This window comes from Pseudomonas fluorescens, from assembly GCF_902497855.1.
GTDB classification, from domain to species: Bacteria; Pseudomonadota; Gammaproteobacteria; order Pseudomonadales; family Pseudomonadaceae; genus Aquipseudomonas; species Aquipseudomonas fluorescens_BI.
The window spans coordinates 17,302-39,441 of the sequence record NZ_CABVHU010000026.1; the positions used below are offsets into that span (position 1 = coordinate 17,302).

The window sequence follows — 22,140 nt, forward strand, 5'->3', positions numbered from 1 at the left end:
ACAAAAGTAGAAACCGCTGGCGATGCCTGGCTCCGTCAGTTCAATTCGCTTTCCCGAATCAGCTTTTTATTGATCTTGCCGACGCTGGTTTTAGGAATCTCGGCGACGAATTTGAACTGCTTGGGGATCGCCCATTTGTTGATCCGGCCAAGCTCTACGAACTGTTGCAGGTGCGCTTCGAGCATCTGTTTATCGACGTACTGTCCAGGCTCGCACACCACCAGGGCCATGGGCCGTTCGCCCCATTGCTCGTCGGCAATGCCCACCACCGCGACCGAGGTGACCGACGCGTGCTCGCTGATCAGGTTCTCCAGCTCCAGGGAACTGATCCACTCCCCGCCCGTCTTGATCACATCCTTGATGCGGTCCTTGATTTCCACCCCGCCCCGGGCGTCGATGGAGGCCAGGTCGCCGGTGTGCAACCAACCGTTGCGCCACAGCTCGGCGCCCTTTTCCGGTTCCTTGAAATAGCCTTGGGTCAGCCAGGGTGCGCGCACCACGATCTCGCCCAGGGACTCGCCATCGTGGGGAACGCCATGACCGCCGGCATCGACAATTTTCAGATCGACCATCGCGATGGGCATTCCGGTCTTGATGCGTTGGGGTAGCTGCGCTTGTGTGGACAGTTCAAGTTCCGACCCACGCAGGTAAGTGCTGCACAGCATCGGGCAGGTCTCGGACATCCCGTAGCCGCTGTGCACGTGAATACCCCGGGCGCTCGCCTGGCTGGCGATGCCCAGGGTCAGGGCGCTGCCCCCCAGGAGCATTTTCCAGCTATCGAAAGAGGTCTGCTTCGCTTCATCACAGTTCAGGATCATTTGCAGGATCGTCGGCACACAATGGGAGAAGGTGACCTGCTCTTCACGGAACAACCGCACCAGGCTATTGGGTTCGTAACGGCCGGGGTACACCTGCTTGATCCCCATCAGAGTCGCCACATAGGGCACGCCCCAGGCATGCACGTGGAACATCGGCGTGATCGGCATGTAGACGTCGTCGGACCGCAGCAGCGCAAAGCTTTGGTAGGCGCCCAACGTGCCCACGGCATTCAAGGTATGCAGCACCAACTGGCGATGGGTGAAATACACGCCTTTCGGGGCGCCGGTGGTGCCTGTGGTGTAGAACAGGGTCGCCACCGAGTTTTCATCAAAATCGGGGAAGTCGTAATGGGGAGCCGCCTGGGAGAGCAGGCTTTCATACTCCCCCAGTACCGGTAGGTCGATGCCGCTCGCAGCATCGTCAGTGAGCCGGATATAACCCTTGACGGTGTTCAGCTCGCCTTGAATCTGCTCGATCATGGGCAGGAAATCATCATGCACCAGCACCAGGTCGTCCTCGGCGTGGTTCATGGTGTAGAGCACCTGATCCGGCGAAAGACGGATGTTCACCGTATGCAGCACCGCGCCGATCATTGGCACGGCGAAGAAACACTCCAGGTAGCGGTGACTGTCCCAGTCGAGCATGGCCACGGTATCTCCGGCCTTGACCCCGGCCGCGGTCAGCGCATTGGCCAACCGGTGGATCCGCTGGATGAGGGTCTGGTAGCTGTAACGCAGCTTGTCGGCGTAGACGATCTCATTGGCAGATTCGTAGCGCACCCCGGACAGCAACAAGCGCTTGATCAACAGCGGGTAGGTGTAGGCGCCTTGTGCTGGTGGAATTATTTTTGTTTTCAGCATGGTTGTACCTTCCTTATTCAGAATTGCGCCGCGTCCAGCGAGTAGAGGGATTCACTGCCGGCCTTGACCGACGCGCTCAACGAGTGGATGCGTGGCAGCAGGCGGGCGAAGTAGAAACGGGCGGTGCCCAGCTTGCTGGTGTAGAAAGCGTCTTCGGTTGCCTTGCCCATGGCCGCCTTGGCCATCAATGCCCACATGTAGGCATAGGTCGTGTAACCGAATACCTGCAGGTACTCGACCGAGGCGGCGCCGATTTCGTTGGGGTTGCCCTGCGCTCGATCCAGCAGCCACGCGGTCAGTTCGTCGAGGGTGTCCACCGCAAAGTTCAACGGTTGGGTGAACTCGCCAAGTTCGGCACCGGCGTTGGCGGTGAACTGGCGAATCTCGTCGGCGAACAACCGGTAGAGCGCCCCGCCGCTGCCGACGATCTTGCGCCCGGCCAGGTCCAGGGACTGGATGCCATTGGTGCCTTCGTAGATCTGGGTGATCCGTACATCACGCACCAACTGCTCCTGGCCCCATTCGCGAATATAGCCGTGGCCGCCGAAGATCATCTGGCCGTGCAGGGTGGTTTCCAGCCCCATGTCGGTCAGGAACGACTTGGCCACCGGGGTCAGCAGCGACACCAGTTGCTCGGCGCGGCTGCGGGTTGGCGCGTCATCGCTGTACTTGGCGGTATCCAGTTGCAAGGCCACGTAGCTGGAGAAGGCACGCCCGCCCTCGTTCAAGGCCTTCATGGTCAGCAGCATGCGCCGCACATCCGGGTGCACGATGATCGGGTCGGCGGCCTTGTCCGGATGCTGCGCACCGGTTGACGCGCGGCTTTGCAGGCGGTCACGGGCATACAGGGCGGCGCTCTGATAGGAACGCTCGCCCTGCGCCAGGCCCTGGATACCCACGCCCAGGCGCTCGTAGTTCATCATGGTGAACATCGCCGCCAGGCCCTTGCCCGGCGCATCGACGATCCAGCCGCTGGCCTGGTCGAAGTTCATCACGCAGGTGGCGGACGCCTTGATGCCCATCTTGTGTTCGATGGAACCGCAGGACAGCGCGTTGCGCTCGCCCAGCGAGCCGTCGTCATTGACCAGCACCTTGGGCACCAGAAACAGGGAAATGCCTTTGGGTCCCGCGGGTGCATCCGGCAGCCGGGCCAGCACCAGGTGGATGATGTTCTCGGTCAAGTCGTGCTCGCCGCCGGAAATAAAGATCTTGCTGCCGCTGATCTTGAAACTGCCGTCGGCCTGGGGTTCGGCCTTGGTGCGAATCAGGCCCAGGTCGGTACCGGCATGGGCTTCGGTCAGGCACATGGAACCGCTCCAGGTGCCGGCATACAGGTTCGGCAGGTACTTCTGTTTCAGCGCTTCGCTGGCATGGGCACTGAGCGACAGGCAGGCACCGGCGGTCAGCATCGGGTACGTGCCGAACGACAGGTTGGCCGAGGTCACCATTTCCTCGACCTGGGCGGAAATCGCCTTGGGCATGCCCATGCCACCGAACTGCGGATCGCCGCCAACACCCACCCAACCGCCTTCGGCGAATGCCTGGTACGCCGCGATAAAACCAGCCGGGACTGTCACCGCTCCGTTGTCCCAGGAGCAACCTTGTTCGTCGCCACTGCGGCGCAGCGGCGCGATGATGCCGGCGCTGATCTTGCCGGCCTCTTCAAGGATCGCGGCAGCCGTCTGTTCGTCGACCACCTCGGCCAGGCCCGGCAGCCGGGCCCAAAGCCTGGAAGCCTCGAAGACTTCATTGAGAACGAAGCGCATGTCGCGTAGAGGAGCTTTGTAATCAGACATGTTTGACTTACTCGGACAGTGTGAGGGCAGGTCGCATGCCCGGTTGTTTGGCGTTGTCGGTCTCACTGACGTGCACCACCGGCGCATCCGGGGCGTCCGCAGCAGTACCACGGATCAGCGAGGGCCCGCGCAACAGGAAATACGACAGGGCTGGAATCAGGATCAGCGCGCCGAGCATGTTCCACAGGAACATGAAGGTCAGCAGGATGCCCATGTCCGCCTGGAACTTGATCGGTGACCAGGCCCAACAGATCACGCCGGCCGCCAGGGTGATGCCCACCAGCCCGACCACCCGGCCGGTGAACGACACCGCCTTGCGGTAGGCATCCCCCAGCGACAGGCCCTGACGCTGGTAATGCAGCTGCACGCTGAGCAGGTACAAGGCGTAGTCGACCCCGATGCCGACACCCAGGGCGATCACCGGCAAGGTCGCGACTTTCACACCGATGCCCATGACCACCATCAACGCCTCGCAAAGGATCGAGGTCAGCACCAGCGGCAGCAAGGCCACCACTGTCGCGCGCCAGCTGCGGAAGGTGATCAGGCAGAACAACGTCACCGCGGCATAGACATACAACAGCATGGTGCGGTTGGCTTCGCGCACCACGATGTTGGTCGCGGCCTCGATGCCGGCACTGCCGGCGGCCAGCAGGAACTGACGGTCCGGGGTGCTGTTGTCCTTGGCGAACTTGTCGGCAATGGCCACCACCGCGTCCAGGGTCTCGGCCTTGTGATCCTTGAGGAAGGCAATCACCGGCATCAGCGAGCAGTCGTTGTTGAACAACTCCGGGGAGTTGACCGAGGCTTGCTGCGCGGCGTAGTTCAGCACGTCCTGGTTGCGCTGGATGCTGTTGAGTTTGGGGTTGCCTTCGTAAGTACCGGCGGTGATCTGCCGTACCGCGTTGACCAGCGACGACGTCGCCTGCACCCCGGGGGACTGCTGCAGCTCCCAGGCCAGACGGTCGGCGAGGACCAGCGTCTGGTAGCTCAGGCAACCTTCCGGCGCGGTCTTGATCATCACTGCGAACAGGTCGCTGGACAGTGCGTAGTGGCTGGTGATGTAGGCGTTGTCACGGTTATAACGCGAGTCGGCACGCAACTCCGGAGCGCCACTGTCGAGGTCGCCGATTTTCAGCTGCAGGCTGACCATGAAACCGCCAATGCCCATCAACGTCGCCACCAGTACCGCACCCGTCGCCCACTTGCGGGTGGTGAAGCGGTCGAGCATGTCCCACAGTTTGCCGAAGCCTTTGTGTCCGTCCGCCCGGGTATCGATTTTCAGCGCCCGCTCGGCCGCCTTGCGCCCGACACCGATATAGGACAGCGCCACCGGCATCAGCAGCAGCGAGGTAAAAATCAGCACCGCCACGCCAATGCTGGCGGTGATCGCCAGGTCCTGGATCACCGGAATATCGATCAGCATCAGCACCGCGAAGCCCACCGCATCGGCCAGCAACGCAGTGACCCCGGCAATGAACAGGCGGCGGAAGGTGTAGCGGGCGGCAATCAGCTTGTGGGTGCCGCGGGCGATGTCCTGCATGATGCCGTTCATCTTCTGCGCCGCGTGGGACACGCCGATGGCAAAGATCAGGAAGGGTACCAGCACCGAATACGGGTCGATGGCATAGCCCAGCCAGGCGACGATGCCCAATTGCCAGACCACGGCGATCAGCGAGCAGCCGACCACCAGCAAGGTGCTGCGCACACAGCGGGTATAGCAATAGATGATGACCAGCGAGGTGACCACGGCCAGGCCGAAGAACATCATCACCTGGATCAGCCCGTCGATCAGGTCGCCCATCAATTTGGCGAAACCGATCACCCGGACCTTGTACTGGCCCTTGCCCTCTTCCCCGGTCAGTCGTGCCGCACTGTCGCCGGCGAATTCGATCTTGTCGCGCAATTGCGCTTCGAGCATCTGCGAAAATTGATGGTAGTCGAGGCGCTGACCGGTGGCCGTGGCTTTGTCCAGCAACGGCACGATCAGCATGCTCGATTTGAAATCGCTGGCGACCAGGCTGCCGACGATACCGGCGCGGGTGATGTTCTGCCGCAGCTGTTCGATGTCCGATGGCGAGCCTTGATAACTGTCGGGCATCACCGGGCCCCCCTGAAAACCTTCTTCGGTGACTTCGGTCCAGCGCACCCCTGGACTCCACAGCGACTTCATCCAGGCGCGGTCGACGCCTTCGGTGAGGAACAGCTGGTCATTGACCTGCTTGAGCACGTCCAGATAGCCGGGGTCGAAGATATCGCCCTGGGTGTTTTCCACCACCACCCGCACCGAGTTGCCCAGGCCGCGCAACGACTGGCGGTTCTCCAGGAAATTCTTGATGTACGGCTGGCTCTGCGGAATCATTTTCTCGAAGCTGGGGCGCAGCTCCAGACGCGTCACCGCCATATAGCCCAGCACCACCGTGGCCAGCGCCATGAGCAGCATGAACAGCGGGCGGTAGTTGAATACCAGCCGCTCCAACCGGTTGCCGGAGGACTGATTGAAGTCCCGCAGCTCGCGGATCACCGGCATGGTGTCTTGTTTGATATTGCCCATGTCTGGGTACTCGCTCTAATTTTTCTTATTTGACAGACAGTGCCTGTACACCACGGCTACCCACCACTACCAGCGAACCATCGGCGGCCTGGCTCACACCGGCCACAGGGGTCGGATCCTGCTGTTCCAGCAACTGCAGCCGTGTACCGCCCGCCTGACTGACCAGCGCATGTCCCGCCTGGGTGAACAGCTCGTACTGACCCTGGTCATTGATGATCCCCGCCGTGATGCTGACCTGCAGGCCACTCGCCAACGGGTTCCAGCTGAGACCGCCATCGGTGCTGCGAAACACATTGCCGCCCAGGCCGTAGACCAGTACTTCACCGGGCTTGCCGACCACGCCGAAGTAGCTGCCCTGATAAGGCGTCGGCAAGGCAGCGAAGCGCTGCTGCGCGTCATCCCATTTCAGCAGCAGGCCCTGTTCGCCAACGATGTACAGCGCGTCACCGGTCGAGGCGATGGCGTTGAGGTGAAAGCCTTGCGGGTTGTCGGTGCGATCCTGGAACGGCGTCCAGCTCTGGCCACCGTCTTCGGTCCGCAGGATCAGGTTGAACACACCGACCACATAGCCCAGCTTGTCGTTGGCGAACCACACATCGAGCAGCGGCTTGTCCGCCCCCTGTTCGACCAGCCGCTCACCTTCGGCGACCAGCAGTGGCCATTGCTCGTTGCCAGGGTCTGCACTGGCCAGCGCCGCATAATGCTTGACCACAGCGGCACCGATCTGGCGACCGTCGAGCTGCTTGCGCCAAGTGGCGCCGGCATCGCTGCTGTGCAGTACCACGCCATCGTTGCCGACCGCCCAGCCCTGCCTGGCAGAAGGAAAAAACACCGCCGTCAGATCACTGCTGAGCGGGACACTGGCCTGCAACCAGTGCTTGCCTGCGTCATCGGAATAAAGAATATGGCCACGCTGGCCCACAGTGACCAGGCGCTCGCCGGCGCGAGCAATGCCAATCAAGGGGCTACTCACGGCCAAAGGACTCGGCTTGGCCGGCAGATCCAGTACATCGACATAACCGGTTGCCTGAGCAACACCCTGCAACAGCGCCAGCATCGAGCACAGCAGCGCCAGCACGAACTTTTTCAAGGAACCCATACCGCACCTTCTAAGAGAACGACACCGCAAAGCACACGAGGTACAGGCCGGCGTCGGAATCGGTAACCCAAGATGAACGACGCTCCGGCCGTCCATCTTCCAGTCACTCTGCCGGGGGACCACAAGCGATCGCCCCGGGCTTTATCGCCTGCCGCTCAGCGGATACCGGACCCTGCCAGTGCATCCGGCGCCCACTGCGCCTTCGACAGCGACTCGATGTACTTGATGCCGCCGTACGCGCCCGTGATGCCGTTGATGTTGTAGGAGCCGCCCACCAGGTCGTAGATCATGAAAGGCGAGACATCGGGGATCTTTTTGTCGTAACTCTGGCTGAGGAAGGCGAAGGAGCCGCGGTAGAGCTTGCCGCTCGAGTCATACTGGTCGGAGGCCAAAGCGATCCAGCTGTCTTCGTCCAGGTACATGCGACGCTTCTGGTAGATGTGGCGCGAACCGGATTTAAGCGTGCCTTCCACCACCCAGACGCGGTGCTTCTCCCAGCGCACATAGTCAGGTGCGATGTGGTTGGGGGTCGTCAGCTGCTTGGCGTCCACCGCGTAGGTCAGCTTGTAGGTGTTGTACGGCACCACCATTTCCTGCTTGCCCGTAAGCTTCCACTCGAAGCGGTCCAGGGCACCGTTGAACACGAATACATCGTCGTAAGTACCGGCACCGCCCGTACCCGGGTTAGGCGTGTCATAGGCCAGGTCCGGCGCCAGCTTCACGCGGCGCTGGCCAGGCAGGTATTGCCAGCTGCGGCGTGGCTGCGCCAAGGGGTTGGCCGTATCCTTGAGCATGATGGCCTCGCCCGCACGGCGCGCGGGACCGGTGTAATACAGCTTCATCTGAAAGAACACGTCAGTGCTCTTGAACGGCTTCGACATGTCGTCGTAGATCGGATAGCTCGAGAACGACAGCGCCGTGGTGGACAGTGTCGGTACACCCGCGGAATCGACGTTCCAGGAGTCATACTTGACGTTGCGATTGCCCCCGACGCGCAGCAGGTGGTTCCACATGGCTTCACTGCCCGAGGTCGGGATCGGGAACGGCACGCCGGGCAACAGGTTATCGATGGACAGGCCGCCATCGAGGGCCTTGGTACCGGTGGCGTTTTTCAGGCTGTTGTCGAGCACCGCCTGAGGCAGGGCGACAGTGCGGTGGGTCGGATACACATTGATGTGGAAAGTGGGATAGCGCTTGGCAAGCTCTGCCGTGGTGGCGGTCAACTGGCCCTTGTACTTGTCGACGTTCTTACCATCGATGACCAACAGCGGCTTCTCGTTGGCAAAAGGATCCGGACGCATGCCGTCGCCCGCCTTGAAGCTGGCTGGAGCGGTGGTCAACCCGCCGGTGTAGGCTGGAATCGAACCATCGGCATTGGCTGCCATCTCCGCACCCACGTTGGTCAGGCTGGTGCCCAGCTTGGCGGCTTCCTGAGCCGATACGGCCGCATGGGCCTGACCGGCAATGACGGCCGCCAGGGACGCTGCCAGCATGCTATTTAGGAATTTCATCTGAATTCTCTCCACTTTGTTGTTGTAATCCGGGTGTCAATCAGAAGGTGGTTTTGAACGAGGCCGTGATCATCCCGCGGTCCTTCAGCAGCGGCGCCAGGCCTGCCTGGGAAGTGATCTGGCCGGGAATGCAGCGGTACTGCCCACCACTGCCGGGGGTGTTGTTGTCAAATCCGGTTTCACAGGTATTGAAAGGACCAAAGGAATCGACGTACTTCAGGTCGAACTTGTATTTTTGATAGACGTCCGCGGCGACGCCGATGGAGTAGCTGCCAGTGTCCTCGCTGCCACCCAGCTGGACGGCCGAGTTGCCCTTGAGGCCGACGTTGTAGGACATCGGCATGGACATATCGACGCCCGGGAACACCTGGAACCAGGTCGGGGTGAAGTTGGTGGCGATGGAGTAGGCATTGGTGTCGACTTTGTCGACCCCGTGGTAGCTGGAGTTGCCCTTGAAGGACTGCTTGCCCTTGTCGACGCTGACCAGATGGGTCATCGATCCTTCGACAGCCAGCGAGGAGGAATCCCATAACGGCGTATTGCCAAAGCTCACGATGCCGTTGAGTACCACGTGGAAAGTCTTGCCACGGGCCGTTCCGGTATCACCTCGGCCCGGCACGGCACCGATGAGGTTGTCGCCGTTGACCAGCCCCTGATCGGCCTGCCCTCTCAAGGTCGGGTTGACGGTGGTGAAGTTGCTCAGCAGCGGCATGTTCTCGCGGTAGTTCACATCGAGACCGACGCTGACCGGGCCCACCCCCTTCGACAGACTGATGCCATAGATGTCGATGTCATCGGCATAAGCGGACAGGTATTCAGCGCCGGTGAGCCCCGGCAGGCCTGGCGTTTGCAGGTTGGGCGCATTGACCAGCACTACCGGCATCGGGTCCGACGTGTTGCGGTAGTAGAAGCCCAGGGTGCCGTCCAGCCATTCCGGGCTCCACTTGGCCATCAGCCCGAAGTCGCCGGCGTTGTGCGGCTTGACGTCATGCCCGCGCGAGGTACCGTAAAAAGCACCGGCCCCGTTCAGCGCGGTCGGCACCGGCAGCCAGAACACGTCCCCGCCTTCACCGAACATGTCGTAGCCGCCCATGTAAGTCCCACCCTCGGGCAGACGGGTGTTGCGGAACTCCAGGAAGTACTGCGCCCCCAGGGTCAGCTCGGGATTGACCGTGAACGACATGGACAGCTGGTTGCGCGGCAGGAACAGCTCCTTGGTTTCGGTGCCCGGCACGTTATACAACTTGGCCAGGTCCAGGGCCGACTGACCGTAGTTGATGCCGTTGGCCGCATTGAACAGGGTCTCGCCCCAGTACATGTTGTGCCGCCCGAGCTTGGTGCTGAACATCGACTCCTCGCCGACCTCGGTGCTATAGAACACGAAGGCATCGAGGATCTCACCGGAGGGGCCGTTGTAATAACGATCGCTGTAGTTGCTCAGCCCATGCTTGCTTGCAGCGTGGCCGTTCAGCGAGTCGCCAGGCTGAATCGATCCGGACTGACGAGCCGCCACCAGGTTGCCCGCATTGCCCTGCTGCCCTGGAAAAGGGTTGGAGTTGGAACCGACATTGTCATAGGCATGGTCATACCAACTCGCGGCACTGACACGAAAGCCCATTTTCCGTTGGTAGACCACATCGAGCTCGGTCAACAGATCGACCCGCTGGGTCACTGCACTGCCGACACTGAAGTTCTTGTCGCCGTCGTTGTAGTTGGAGGCGTTGGCAGTCTTCGAGTTCTGGCCTTCGACCCGTTGGCCGTAGCTGGTCTTGAGGGTGTTATCGAAGCGCACGGCCCAATCTTCACTGCCCGTGTCGAGTTCAAAGGCATGGGCAGCCGGCATGGAGGCGAGCAGCATGGCGCTGGCGAGCAAGCTGAGGCGCAGAGGACGGTGTCCGGTCGAGATGTGCATTACGTTGTCTCCGTTTTTTGTTGTTTTTGTTTTTTGGTTCTAACAACGACTCACATCCGGTCCTTGCAGTGATGCGAGTTTCCTTCAGGCAGTTTTATTGAGCTGTTTGCACCCCACGATCCAGCGTGCGGATAAAGTCTTGTGCCTGCGGCCACTCGCCGTATCCGGCTGCAGGATTGAGATGGCCTACCGCACCGAGGTTGACCAGTTCACTGCCCCAGTCACCGGCCATCCGGGTCACGGATTCGAGGCTCGCGAGGTGGTCGTTGGTACTGGCCGCGACGATCGAAGGGAACGGCAGAGACCCTTTTGGCAGCGGATCCCAGCCATTGGCCCGCAGGCTTTCAGGGGTCGGATAATTTGCTGGCCAGCTGGCCTCGAGGTCCGGCGGTGCGGCCAGCAAGGCGCCCTTGATCGGGCGGTCATGAAGGGCGGCCCAGTGCACCACCATCAGCACACCGGCACTGTGGGCCACCAGGATCACCGGACCGCAAATCTGCTCCAGCTCGCGCTGGATCGCTTCCACGCGTGCCGCCAGGCTGAGCTTGTTCGCTTCCAGTGGTGGCACTGAGCGGACCTTGTCCAACTTGGCTTCCAGCAATGTTTGCCAATGCTCTGGCACATGATCACGCAAGCCTGGAACTATCAAAATCGTGGTGTCATTCATCGCGCTAATTCACCTTTGGACAATCCATCGAAAGGTCCGCCAATCGTTCGAACCCTCCAGCAGCACAGTAGGATTCGCCTCGTCGGCGCGCGTTACATTTAGCGTCAACCACTTCCCTTTTGATGACAGCCCCGCAGAAATAGATTTTCCCCGTCAAACTATTTTCATTTCACGACAAAGTCTCTATAAATGGCAGGTAGCTGCGACAGCGGGACCTCGTTTGTCATTAAATGGAATGAATGCACGCCATGACCATTCAAGCTCGAACCGCCGTACTGACCAATTACCAGGAAGTGGCTCGCCATCTAGGGCTGAATGCGAACGCTCTTTTGGCCGAGGTGGGCTTGACCCCTTCGCTCCTCAGCGACCCCGATCAACGCATCCCGGCCACCGCCAGCATCATCCTGCTGGAGAAGTCATCGCGCCTGAGCGGTTGTGAAACCTTCGGCCTGCGCATGGCGGAGCTGCGACACTTATCGGACTTTGGTGAAGTGAGCCTGCTGCTCAGTCACCAGAACACGCTGCGCGACGCGCTGAAAGTGATCGTGCAGTACCGTCACCTGCTTAACGATTCACTGGCTGTTTTCGTTGAGGAAACCGGCAAGACGGTGATCATCCGCGAAGAACTGGTCACTGATATGGGCACGAACAACCGCCAATCCATCGAGTTGGCCGTTGCCGTGATGCACCGTTTTTGCGCCGCCCTGCTCGGCGCGCACTGGCACCCGACCAGTGTCTGTTTTACCCATGACGCTCCGGCGGACCTCTCCGTGCATCGACGGATCTTCGGCTGCAAAGTGGAGTTCGGCTGCGAGTTCAATGGCATCGTTTGTCCCGCCGCCAACCTCGACGCCGCCAACCCCCTGGCCAATGAGGCCATGGCCCGACACGCGCAACGCTACCTCGACTCGTCGCTGATGGGCAAAAACGGCGGATCCCTGGCGTTCGACGTGCGTAAATCCATTTACCTGTTGCTCCCCATGGGCCGCGCGACCATTGCGCAGATCGCTCAGAGCCACGGTATGAACGTGCGCACCCTGCAGCGCCGCCTGGATGAAGAAGGCGCCAGTTTCAGTGAGTTGATCAGCAGCGTGCGCCGCGACCTGGTGGTTCGCTACCTGGAGAACCCCGGGTACTCGCTGGGACGGATCGCCGACATGCTCGGCTACTCCATGCCCAATTCATTCACTCGCTGGTTCATTTCCCAGTTCAACATGCCTCCTGCCGCCTGGCGCAGCGAACGCAAGATCGTGCCGCGCAAAGACAGCTGAGACCTGTAGGAGCCAGCTTGCTGGCGCCCCTGTATGAGCCGGCTTGCTGGCGATGGACTCAAGTGCCCCGCGTATCACCAGTATTCACGCGTTATCGTTAACGACCTTCGCTGGCAAGCCAGCTCCTACAGGGGACCGTACCCCCCAAAAAAAACGGCCGCCTGCTTTGACAGACGACCGCAAAAGGAGCGTATCCGGAGGTACGACGCCTGGCTCACGCTTAAGCTGTGCGCGCAGGCGTGCTACCCCCAATTGAGCGTCCGCTTACAAGCCCCAGTGCATCAGCAACAGCACCATAACGACGAGGAATACGGTCTCCCCCACCATCAGCAGGATCGGCTTGATGCCCACGGCGGCAAGCTCCTTGAGCTGGGTCTTCATGCCCAGGGCGCTGATGGCGATCACCAGGCACCAGCGCGACAGTTCGTTGGTAAAACCCTGCACTGCCGGGACGATCCAGCCGGTACTGTTGACGCACGCGAGTATCAGGAAGCCCACCGCGAACCAGGGCAGCAACGGCGGTCGTTTGCCCGGCAGGTCGCCGCCCTGCATGCGGGACATCATCGCCGCGCAGACAATCACCGGCAGAAGCATGGCCACGCGCATCAATTTGACCACGGTGGCGGTATCGCCGGTCTCGGTAGACATGCCGTAGCCGGCGCCTACGACCTGGGCAACGTCGTGGATGGTGGCACCGAGGAACACCCCTGCCTGCTGCGGATTGAGTTCGAGCCAGTTGGCGATCATCGGGTAGACGATCATGGCCATGGTCGACAGGGCCGACACGCCAATCACGGTGAACAGGGTGGCGCGCTCCTTCTGCGGATGACTGGGCAACGCTGCGGCCAATGCCAATGCCGCGGACGCACCGCAGATCGCCGTAGCGCCACCGGTAAGCATGCCGAACACCCGCTGGAACCCCATGGCCCTGGCCGCCACCATCGACACGATAATGGTCACCGCGACCAGGGTCACGACCAGCGCGACCGGTTTCCAGCCCAACGCAGCGATCTGCTCCAGGGTGATGCGCATGCCCAGCAGCGCCACCCCGATGCGCAACACGGTGCGCGCGGTGAACTCGATACCGGCCTTGCACTGGCCATCGCCAGCCAGGAAGTTCAGCGCCATGCCGAGCAGCAGCGCGAACAGCATCACCGGCGCACCGTAGTGCTCGGACAGGAAACTCGCCGCGGCAGCGACTATCAGGCTGACGATAAAACCGGGGGCCAGCTCACGCGCACGGCAGTGAACATAGGCCAGAGCAATGGCACTCATACGGCGGATTCCTTGGAAGCGATGACAATGAACACTTGGCCGTCGATCACTTCGACCGGGTAGTTGGCAACCTTCACCGCGGTTGAATTGAGCATGTAGCCGCTGGCAAGGTCGAAGCGCAGGCCGTGGGCACAGCACTGGATCACCTTGCCCTCGAGGCGGCCTCCGCAGAGTGAGGCCCCCTGATGCGGACAGCTGTCGTCGATGGCGTAGAGCTGGCCTGCGACATTGAACAGCGCCAGGCTGCTGCCCTCGGGCTCGAACAGCGAGCGCATGCCAGGTGCCGGGACTTTCTCGGCCGGTACCGCAATGTGCAGGCTCATGCCGGGCTCCCGGCCGCGTCCTGCCCAAGGGCTTGCCGCATCACCTGCAGCAGCACCTCGGCCGGCTGCGCGCCGGAGATCGCCTGGCGACGGTTGAAGATGAAATACGGCACGCCCCTGGCGCCCATCCCGCTATCGTCGTAGGGGCTGCCAGCGCCCTCCAGGCAGTCGACCAGGGCCTCGCGCGGGTAACCGCAGGACCCGGCGATCGCCAGCAAGGTGGCACTGTCTCCAAGGTCCTTGCCTTGATCAAAATAGGCGGCGAACAGCCGCTCCAGCAGGGCGTCACGCTGCGCCACGCTCCCCAGTTCAGAGGCGCATTCCATCAGGCGATGGGCATCGGCGGTATTGGGCATCGTCTCGATGCCACTGAAGTCGATGCTCAGGCCTACGGCCGCCGCGGCCTGCCGGACTTGCGCCTGGCGCGCTTGCACCGCCTCGGCACTGCCCAGGCGCTGACGGTAGAACTCGACAAAGGGCACGCCCTGCGCCGGCAGGTGCGGCAGCAACTGCACGCCATGCCAGGCCAGCTCCAGCTGGACCTGCGGCTGGCTGGCGCGCAACTGCATGAGTGCGCGCTCGAGCTGACGCTTGCCGATCAGGCACCAGGGGCAGATGAAGTCGAAGAACGCATCGATACGCAATATCCCCGTCACGGCGACACCTCCATCACCGCTTTGGCGGGCGCGTCATCGACATCCTTGCCCTGCACACGGGCAATGTCGTCCAGATAGTGACAGCGGATATAGAAGAACACCGCCGCTGCCGCGATGCTCATCATCGGCACCAGCTGGAAGGCCCCATGCAGGCCGATAACGTCGGACACCCTGCCGGTGACGAAAGGTCCCGGGGCCAGGCCGAGCATATTATTGACCAGGGTCAGGGCGGCAAAAGCGGTGCCATGCACTTTGTAGTGGGTCAGGTTCGCGATCGTGGCAATGGTCGGGCCGTTGGTGCCCGTCACGAACAGCATGGCCGTGCCGATCAGGCCCAACTGGAGAGGGCCGACCGGCTGAATCAAAGCCAGCGACATCAGCAGGCAGCTGCCCAGGCAGAACGCAATGGAAATCTCGATCTTGCGCAACGGAGATTGACGGCTCAGGCGATCACTGAGCATGCCGCACATAATCGCCCCGCCACCGCAGCACAACACCATGACGCCTGCTATGACGCCAGCCTTGCCCTCGCCCATCCCGTAATAGCGGTTGAAGTAGCTCGGCATCCACACAATCATGCTACCGGCAACGAACGTCTGCAGACCGCTGGCCACGTAAGCGGCGATCACCGAACGCGTGCCGTACAAGGTGCGCAGCGGACGCTTGACCGTCGCTTTGATTTTGCTCCCGGCCGTGGCCAGGCGCTGCGGGGCAATACGGGCTTCCTTGACAACGAGCGGGTAAATCGCCGCCAGCACCAGGCCAAACAGCGCCATACTGGCGAACGACCAACGCCAGCCCAGCTTGACGGCTATCGCCCCGCCCAGGGATATGCCCAGCACCGAGCCAAACATGGCGCCTGCCATGAAGGCACTGGCGAGGGTTGCACGCATGTTCTTGGGAAACACCGATACCACCACGGCGATGCCGACGCTGCCGTAGGCCGCCTCGCCGACGCCGACCATGAAGCGCGCGATCAACATCTCCTGGTAGTTCTGGGCCAGGGCGCAGCCCAAGGTGGCCAGGCTCCACAGCAAGGCCATCAGCGCCAGGCTCTTGACCCGGCCAAAGCGGTCGGCCAACAGCGACAGGGGGATCGTCAGCACCCCCACCATCAAGGCCACAATGCCGCTGAGCAGGCCGAGCTGGCCGTCGCTCAATGCCCACTCGCCCTTGAGAATCGGGAACACGGCATTGAGCACCTGCCGCGACATATAATCGGAGATCAACAGGCCAAAGGTCAGTGCGAATACGGCCCAGGCGTACTTGCGCGGAATGCCAACTGAAGTATCTTCTGCATCGTCCACAGTGTGGTGATAGGCCATGCTGCCTCCTCGGTGTCTTGCACCCGTCTTGTTATTGTTTTGGTCTTGCTCAACGCGTTTCAGGTGGGTCGGGGCAGGCTACCTTCAGCGGCCTGCCCCGCCCTGTGCATCAGCCGCGTTGTGGTACGCCCTTCTGACCTGCCTTGCGGTTCGGCGCCAGGCCGTTGGCCAACAGGGTTTCCTCAATGGTTTCGTATTGCACGCCGATACGGTAGATGTCGCGCGCCTCTTTGCCGCTGGCGATCTCACGACCCAGCTCGTTGGCAATGCGCACCGTCTGCTTGACCTGCTCCACGGAAGAGAAACGCTTGCCGTGCTGATCGATAATGGTGTCTTCGTTACCGAGGCGTGGATGCAAGCCCATGGCCATGGCGATGGTGTTGAGTGGCAGCACGTTTTTGAGCAACGACTCGGCAGTCAAGGTGCAACGATCCGGTACGCGATTGATGAAGTTCATCAGGTTCATCGGGTTCGGGCCGTCGAAACCGCCACCGATGCCGATCCAGGTCAGGTTCATCGGGCCCTTGTAGACGCCCTTGCGCACCAGGCGCTCGAGGGTTTCGTAGGCATGGATGCCGGTCAGCTGGAAGTGCGGCTGGATATTGCTGGCCTGCAAACGCTTGAGGTGCTCGGCGACAAAGGCAGGACCTGCCGGCACGGTCATTTCGGTATAGGCGGCATGGGTGGCCGGATCAAGCAGGGAGGTGCCTTCAATGCCTTCCGGAAACAGCAGCTCCGTGATAGTCATTTGAATGGTGTTGATGGCGATGGTGACCTGATCGGGCTTGGGCGTCAGATCCGCGAGCATGTGCCGGGTATCGTCGGAGAGCCACAGGGCATCGGCGCCGTCGCCTTCAGGAGCAAAGGAAATCGAACCGCCGACCTGGATGATCATGTCCGGCACGGCTTCACGCACACCGGCGATCAGCTCGTTGAACTTGGACAGGCGCTTGGACCCTTTACCGTCCAGTTCACGCACGTGCAAGTGCAGCACGGTGGCGCCCGCTTCATAGCAGTCGACCGCTGCCTGCACGTGTTCGTCCATGGTCAGCGGAATGTCTTCCGCAAAGTCGCCAGGCATCCACTGGGGAGCGTAAGGGGCGACGGTAATCACCACTTTTTCCATGGTATCCGGGTGCAGGGAATCGTCGAAAAACTGCATGATTATCTCCTATTTTTGTTTTTGCCTGCCCGACAGGCTGTACGGAGCAGGCTTTTGCATGGGGTCAGGTGAAGTTGCTCAGAAAGGCTTGTCGCCCATGATCGTGGCGCGCTCCATCTTGCGATGGCACGGCGGGTAATCCATCACGGCGTAGTGCTGCGAGCTGCGGTTGTCCCAGATGGCGATGCTGTTGGGCTTCCAGCGCCAGCGCACCTGGTACTCCGGAATGTGCGCCTGGCTGGTCAGGTGACGCAGCAGTTCGGACGAGCCCTGGGTGAAATCCTGGCCGACCCGCACACGCTCGGCCGTGTGGAAGTTGGTGAAGTGAGTCGTGAACGAGTTGACGAACAGCACCTTCTCGCCAGTCTCTGGATGAGTGCGCACCACGGGGTGCTCCGCGTCCGGGTACTGGGCCTTGAGCGCCAGGCGCTTTTCGATCGGCATCGCCGCACCGAAGGTCGCCTCGATGCTATGACGGGCACGCAGGCCTTCGATCTTCGCCTTTATCTCGTCCGGCAGATGCTTGTAAGCCTCCACCATGTTGGCCCACATGGTGTCACCACCGACTGGCGGGCACTCCAGGCAACGCAGCACGCTGCCCAGCGGCGGCGCCTCGCGCCAGGTGGCGTCGGTGTGCCAGGAGTTCTCGTAACGGTCGACCGGACTGTCCGGATTCTTGTAGACCTGGACCAGGCCCGGGTGATCCGGGTGGCTGCCGATGACCGGGTGATCCTCCAGTTCGCCGAAGCGTTGGGCAAAGGCCACATGCTCGGCGCGAGTGATGTCCTGGTCGCGCAGGAACAGCACGCGATGCTTGAGCAATTGAGCGCGGATCTCGGCGAACAGGCCGTCGTCATGGACGGCATCAGCCAGCTTGACGCCAATCAGCTCTGCGCCAATGCTGCAGGTTAGTTGTTCGACTTGCATGGCGGCAGACCTCCTTAGATGACGAAGATCGATGAACCGGTGGTCTTGCGCGATTCCAGATCACGGTGCGCCTGCACGGCATCCTGCAAGCTGTAATGCTGGTTGATCTCGATCTTGATCTGGCCGCTGCCGACCAGGTCGAACAGCTCACCGGCCAGGTCGGCCTTCTCTGCCGGGTCGGCGATGTAATCCGCCAGTGCCGGGCGAGTCACGAACAGCGAGCCTTTCATAGCCAATAGCGCCGGATTGAAATCAGGAATCGGGCCGGAGGCGGTACCGACGCAGACCAACAAGCCACGCCGCTTGAGCGAGTCCAGCGAGCCCATGAAGGTGTTCTTGCCGACACTGTCGAACACCACATTGACGCCGACGCCGTCCGTCAACTCGCGCACGCGCTGGGCGACATCTTCGTGGCTGTAATTGATCACATGGTCGCAACCATGAGCGCGTGCCACCTCGGCCTTGGCATCGCTGGACACAGTGCCGATCACGGTCAGGCCCAACAACTTGGCCCACTGCGAAACAATCAGGCCGACGCCACCGGCGGCAGCGTGCAGCAGGATGGTGTCACCGGGCTTGAAGTCATAGATGCGGCGCATCAGGTACGACGCGGTCAGCCCGCGCATGGTCATGGCCGCCGCGGTCTCGAACGAGATGCTTTCCGGCAGCTTGATCAACGGCGCAGCCGGGATCAGGCGTTCGGTGCAGTAGGCGCCGAGGGTGTTGGTGAAGCCGGTATAGGTCACCCGGTCCCCGACCACCACATTGCTCACGCCCTCGCCCACTGCCGCCACTACACCGGCGGCTTCAACGCCGATGCCATTGGGCATCGGGATCGGGTAAGTGCCATTGCGAAAGTAGGTGTCGGCATAGTTGAGGCCGACAGCCACGTGGCGAAGTCGAACCTCACCAGGACCGGGCTCACCGACCTCTACCTCTTCAAAGCGAAGAACCTCGGGACCACCGGTTTCATAAAAACGTACGACTTGGGCCATGCTTTTTTTCTCCAATCAGCGTTCTGGGTGCACTACGGCGATTTACGTTGACTGGAATGTAAGCTGCAGGCTGTTTGGGCGCATCTCATCAAACGACAACGCCATCACATTTGATGACAAGCAGCGTCGCTCGATTGCGGTCAATCACGCGCGGCACGAACCTTCCCGCTGAAGACCCGGAAGCCGTAGGTGTTGTATATGAGCGTCACCGGTACCAGCACGGCGAAGCCAACCAGCATGAACAGCTGGCTGGTCGGGCTGGAGGCGGCAGCCTGTAATGTCAGATCCGGCGGAACGATCAGTGGATACAGCGCAGCGATCATCAAGGCGAACGCCACCACGAAGATTGCCAATGCAGCGAACAGGGGCAGGTAGTGTCGACGGCTTCGAAAGCCCGAGATGAAGCCGAACAGCAGTGCAATGAGCAAGGCGGCGGCCGGCAACCAGACAAGGGGGTCTGACAGCCGCTGCGCGTATCGGGTGTCCAATATCACCGTCCAGGCAACCAGCACGGTCAACAGCACCACGGTGACCATCGCCAGTACCTTCGCCTGGCGACCCGACCGTTGCTGGAGTTCTTCTTCAGTACGCCAGTAAAGCCAGCAGGCGCCCAGCCAGGTGTAGCCCACCACGAGCACCGCACCGCAGTAGAGCGGGAACATGGCCAGCCACTCCCAGCCGTCGCCGCTGTACTGACCGCCTTGATGGGGGACGCCCTGTACGAGCGTACCCAACACCATCCCCTGCGCGCCCCCGGCGAGCAGTGAACCGACTGACAGCAAGGCATCGACACCCCGTTTGAGTCTGTCGCTGCTCGCGTAGTCACGAAACTCCAGCGCAACCGCTCGAAGCATCAACGCTAGAAACATCAGGATAAAGGGCAGATAGAGCGCCGGCAGCAGGATGGCATAGGCCAGCGGAAACAGTGCAAACAGGCCGCCGCCACCCAGGACCAGCCAGGTTTCATTGGCATCCCAGATCGGCAAGATGGTCACCGCCATGGCACGTCGCTGCAGGCGACAGCGGGTCAGGCCCAGCAGTATGCCAACGCCAAGATCAGTGCCGTCCAACACGACGTAGTTCAATACCGAGAACCCGAGGGCCGCCGCGCACAGCAGGGTCAAGACGTCAGTATCCAACATGGTACCTGCCCTCAGGAATCACCTGTCTCGTCAGCCAGCGTCGGTTGCGGCCCGGGCTCGTCCTTGTGCGCAGGTTCACGCAGTATTCGCAGGAGCACCCAGAGGCCAACACCGAATATCAGCAGGTAAAACCCCAGGATCACCCACGTCGACCCGAGCACCTGCTGTCGGGACACCGACGACAGACTGTCAGCGGTGCGCAGTAATCCATAGACGGTGAAGGGTTGGCGGCCCACCTCGGTCACCACCCAGCCGCTGAGCATCGCGAGAAATCCGGCCGGGGCCATCAGCACGGCCCATCGCTGCATTCCGCGCGCGGCGTATAACCGGTGTCGCCATCGCAGTACCAGACTGGCCATGCCCTGCCCCAGCATCAACAGGCCCAGGCCGACCATGACGCGAAAAGCAAAAAACACCACGGGCACCGGCGGGATGTCCTGTGGCGGGAATTCATCCAGAGCGGCAATGCTGCCACTCAGGTCATGGCGCAGGTACAGCGATCCCAGGCGCGGAATCGCCACCTCCCAATGGTTGCGCCGCTGCGCCATGTCTGGAATGGCGAATAAGCGCAGGGGCTCCCCCTCACCCTGGGCCGGACGAGTCCAGGAGGCCTCGACGGCGGCGATTTTCTGTGGCTGAACCTCAAGGCTGTGCCGACCATGCAGGTGGCCCGCCACTATTTGCAGGGGGGAAAGCACGACGAGCGCCCACAGCGCCATGGAGTATTGAAGGCGTGCTCGCGGGTTGCGGGGCGCCTGTAGCAATTGCCAGGCGCTGACACCGGCCACCAGTGTGGCGGTGCCGAGGAACGCGGCCAACGTCATGTGCACCAGCCGATAAGGGAACGATGGATTAAAGATGATCGCCCACCAGTCTTCGGCCAGAAAGCGTCCGTCGACGCCAAGGGTGTAACCGGCAGGCGTCTGCATCCAGGAGTTGGCGGACAGGATCCAGAACGCACTGATCAGTGAACCGAGGGCCACTGCGCAGGTGGCGAAGAAATGAATCCTTGGGCCGACCTTCTTCAGGCCGAAGAGCATGATGCCAAGAAAACCGGCCTCGAGAAAAAACGCGGCGAGCACTTCGTAGAACATCAAGGGGCCGAGGATGTCACCCGCCAGAGTCGAAAGCCGCGACCAATTGAGTCCGAACTGATACTCCAGAATCAGGCCCGAAGCGGTGCCCACCGCCACGGTCAGGGCAAATACTTTCAGCCAGTAACGATAAACGTCCAGGTAGACCTGTCGCCCGCGCCACAGCCAAAGCGCTTCGAGCGCCATCAAAAAGTTGGCCAGCCCGATGGTGAGGGCAGCCAGCACGATATGAAAGCTGATGGTGATCGCGAACTGGGCACGCGCCGCCATCAGCGCCGAGTCAACCGGTTCCATGCTGTCCATTGACCGTCGGCCAACGCCCGCAGGAACGGGGGGCTGAAACAAGCACGCAAGGGTTGCCGGAAAAGCTGGAGATGATGGCGAGAATAGACATGACACCTGTCCGGTGCAGTAGTTGTCGGTGGACTCTGCTCAGTGCCAATGATTCCCAAAGATAATGTCGAGTAAGGTCCGAAGCCTACGGCCTTGAGTCAAGATGTGAATACGCCTGCAGACCGGCAGCCCGATGCAGCTGTCGATACGCCGCCACCAATTGCTCCAGTGTGAACGCAAGATTACGCCCACTGGGGTTGGGCAGCACCCAGACGGCAGCACAGCCGAACGTCCTGGCCTGAGGTCCCCACTGAACTGGAGACGATGTTAAGTGTTGATAGCTCCCGTAAAAATCGATCGGTGGGACAAACAGTGTTGCCCAAGTCCGTATGAATGGGCGCTGGGAAAATTGCATGCACGAT

17 protein-coding genes are annotated in these 22,140 nt (G+C 61.4%); 1 reads left to right on the top strand and 16 read right to left on the bottom strand.

Features of this window, described 5'->3' with window-relative positions:
* Positions 1–35: 35 nt before the first annotated feature.
* From F8N96_RS32245 to F8N96_RS32275, 7 genes are all read right to left on the bottom strand, one after another.
* Complete coding sequence (locus F8N96_RS32245) at positions 36–1,679, bottom strand: fatty acid--CoA ligase (protein ID WP_150801212.1); 1,644 nt, start codon at positions 1,677–1,679, stop codon at positions 36–38.
* 17 nt (positions 1,680–1,696) lie between these two features.
* Complete coding sequence (locus tag F8N96_RS32250) at positions 1,697–3,475, bottom strand: acyl-CoA dehydrogenase C-terminal domain-containing protein (RefSeq protein ID WP_150801213.1); 1,779 nt, start codon at positions 3,473–3,475, stop codon at positions 1,697–1,699.
* A gap of 7 nt (positions 3,476–3,482) precedes the next feature.
* Positions 3,483–6,026, bottom strand: a complete 2,544-nt coding sequence (locus F8N96_RS32255) for an efflux RND transporter permease subunit (RefSeq protein ID WP_150801214.1) — start codon at positions 6,024–6,026, stop codon at positions 3,483–3,485.
* 25 nt (positions 6,027–6,051) lie between these two features.
* Positions 6,052–7,125: a WD40/YVTN/BNR-like repeat-containing protein gene (locus tag F8N96_RS32260; RefSeq protein WP_150801215.1), complete on the bottom strand. Its 1,074-nt coding sequence runs from the start codon at positions 7,123–7,125 to the stop codon at positions 6,052–6,054.
* A 155-nt stretch (positions 7,126–7,280) separates the two neighbouring features.
* Positions 7,281–8,636, bottom strand: coding sequence for a DUF1329 domain-containing protein (locus F8N96_RS32265; RefSeq protein WP_150801216.1), 1,356 nt, complete (start codon positions 8,634–8,636; stop codon positions 7,281–7,283).
* Between the two features lie 40 nt (positions 8,637–8,676).
* Positions 8,677–10,548: a DUF1302 domain-containing protein gene (locus tag F8N96_RS32270; protein ID WP_150801217.1), complete on the bottom strand. Its 1,872-nt coding sequence runs from the start codon at positions 10,546–10,548 to the stop codon at positions 8,677–8,679.
* A gap of 94 nt (positions 10,549–10,642) precedes the next feature.
* Positions 10,643–11,215 carry an RBBP9/YdeN family alpha/beta hydrolase gene (locus F8N96_RS32275; RefSeq protein ID WP_150801218.1) on the bottom strand — a complete coding sequence of 191 codons (573 nt, stop codon included), beginning with the start codon at positions 11,213–11,215 and terminating at the stop codon, positions 10,643–10,645.
* 248 nt (positions 11,216–11,463) lie between these two features.
* Between F8N96_RS32275 and F8N96_RS32280 the strand changes: the two genes are divergently transcribed.
* Positions 11,464–12,486 (top strand): AraC family transcriptional regulator, encoded by a 1,023-nt coding sequence (locus tag F8N96_RS32280; protein ID WP_150801219.1) that lies wholly within the window; start codon positions 11,464–11,466, stop codon positions 12,484–12,486.
* A 264-nt stretch (positions 12,487–12,750) separates the two neighbouring features.
* Here F8N96_RS32280 and F8N96_RS32285 read toward each other — a convergent pair whose 3' ends face one another.
* The 9 genes from F8N96_RS32285 to F8N96_RS32325 all read right to left on the bottom strand — a co-directional run bounded on the left by F8N96_RS32285 (position 12,751) and on the right by F8N96_RS32325 (position 21,679).
* Positions 12,751–13,761 carry a YeiH family protein gene (locus tag F8N96_RS32285; protein ID WP_150801220.1) on the bottom strand — a complete coding sequence of 337 codons (1,011 nt, stop codon included), beginning with the start codon at positions 13,759–13,761 and terminating at the stop codon, positions 12,751–12,753.
* A complete protein-coding gene (locus tag F8N96_RS32290; RefSeq protein ID WP_150801221.1) occupies positions 13,758–14,084 on the bottom strand; it encodes a Rieske (2Fe-2S) protein in 327 nt (108 codons plus the stop codon). The genes F8N96_RS32285 and F8N96_RS32290 overlap by 4 nt, the downstream gene beginning before the upstream one ends.
* Complete coding sequence (locus F8N96_RS32295) at positions 14,081–14,740, bottom strand: DsbA family protein (RefSeq protein ID WP_150801222.1); 660 nt, start codon at positions 14,738–14,740, stop codon at positions 14,081–14,083. Before F8N96_RS32295 ends, F8N96_RS32290 begins: the two co-directional genes overlap by 4 nt.
* Positions 14,737–16,065, bottom strand: coding sequence for an MFS transporter (locus F8N96_RS32300; protein ID WP_150801223.1), 1,329 nt, complete (start codon positions 16,063–16,065; stop codon positions 14,737–14,739). Before F8N96_RS32300 ends, F8N96_RS32295 begins: the two co-directional genes overlap by 4 nt.
* A gap of 109 nt (positions 16,066–16,174) precedes the next feature.
* Positions 16,175–17,227, bottom strand: a complete 1,053-nt coding sequence (locus tag F8N96_RS32305; protein WP_150767419.1) for a 3-keto-5-aminohexanoate cleavage protein — start codon at positions 17,225–17,227, stop codon at positions 16,175–16,177.
* A gap of 78 nt (positions 17,228–17,305) precedes the next feature.
* A complete protein-coding gene (locus tag F8N96_RS32310) occupies positions 17,306–18,154 on the bottom strand; it encodes a TauD/TfdA dioxygenase family protein (protein WP_150801224.1) in 849 nt (282 codons plus the stop codon).
* A 14-nt stretch (positions 18,155–18,168) separates the two neighbouring features.
* Positions 18,169–19,149 (bottom strand): quinone oxidoreductase family protein, encoded by a 981-nt coding sequence (locus F8N96_RS32315; protein WP_150801225.1) that lies wholly within the window; start codon positions 19,147–19,149, stop codon positions 18,169–18,171.
* 140 nt (positions 19,150–19,289) lie between these two features.
* On the bottom strand, positions 19,290–20,291 hold the full coding sequence (gene cydB, locus F8N96_RS32320) for a cytochrome d ubiquinol oxidase subunit II (RefSeq protein ID WP_150801226.1): 1,002 nt from the start codon (positions 20,289–20,291) through the stop codon (positions 19,290–19,292).
* Between the two features lie 11 nt (positions 20,292–20,302).
* On the bottom strand, positions 20,303–21,679 hold the full coding sequence (locus F8N96_RS32325) for a cytochrome ubiquinol oxidase subunit I (protein ID WP_150801227.1): 1,377 nt from the start codon (positions 21,677–21,679) through the stop codon (positions 20,303–20,305).
* Positions 21,680–22,140: the final 461 nt, after the last annotated feature.

Coding starts and splice junctions, on each gene's coding strand:
- F8N96_RS32315 (WP_150801225.1), bottom strand. CDS start 19,149: ATGGCCCAAGTCGTACGTTTTTATGAAACCGGTGGTCCCGAGGTTCTT.
- F8N96_RS32270 (WP_150801217.1), bottom strand. CDS start 10,548: ATGCACATCTCGACCGGACACCGTCCTCTGCGCCTCAGCTTGCTCGCC.
- cydB (WP_150801226.1), bottom strand. CDS start 20,291: ATGTTGGATACTGACGTCTTGACCCTGCTGTGCGCGGCGGCCCTCGGG.
- F8N96_RS32275 (WP_150801218.1), bottom strand. CDS start 11,215: ATGAATGACACCACGATTTTGATAGTTCCAGGCTTGCGTGATCATGTG.
- F8N96_RS32310 (WP_150801224.1), bottom strand. CDS start 18,154: ATGCAAGTCGAACAACTAACCTGCAGCATTGGCGCAGAGCTGATTGGC.
- F8N96_RS32300 (WP_150801223.1), bottom strand. CDS start 16,065: ATGGCCTATCACCACACTGTGGACGATGCAGAAGATACTTCAGTTGGC.
- F8N96_RS32280 (WP_150801219.1), top strand. CDS start 11,464: ATGACCATTCAAGCTCGAACCGCCGTACTGACCAATTACCAGGAAGTG.
- F8N96_RS32260 (WP_150801215.1), bottom strand. CDS start 7,125: ATGGGTTCCTTGAAAAAGTTCGTGCTGGCGCTGCTGTGCTCGATGCTG.
- F8N96_RS32255 (WP_150801214.1), bottom strand. CDS start 6,026: ATGGGCAATATCAAACAAGACACCATGCCGGTGATCCGCGAGCTGCGG.
- F8N96_RS32325 (WP_150801227.1), bottom strand. CDS start 21,679: ATGGAACCGGTTGACTCGGCGCTGATGGCGGCGCGTGCCCAGTTCGCG.
- F8N96_RS32305 (WP_150767419.1), bottom strand. CDS start 17,227: ATGCAGTTTTTCGACGATTCCCTGCACCCGGATACCATGGAAAAAGTG.
- F8N96_RS32265 (WP_150801216.1), bottom strand. CDS start 8,636: ATGAAATTCCTAAATAGCATGCTGGCAGCGTCCCTGGCGGCCGTCATT.
- F8N96_RS32285 (WP_150801220.1), bottom strand. CDS start 13,761: ATGAGTGCCATTGCTCTGGCCTATGTTCACTGCCGTGCGCGTGAGCTG.
- F8N96_RS32290 (WP_150801221.1), bottom strand. CDS start 14,084: ATGAGCCTGCACATTGCGGTACCGGCCGAGAAAGTCCCGGCACCTGGC.
- F8N96_RS32250 (WP_150801213.1), bottom strand. CDS start 3,475: ATGTCTGATTACAAAGCTCCTCTACGCGACATGCGCTTCGTTCTCAAT.
- F8N96_RS32245 (WP_150801212.1), bottom strand. CDS start 1,679: ATGCTGAAAACAAAAATAATTCCACCAGCACAAGGCGCCTACACCTAC.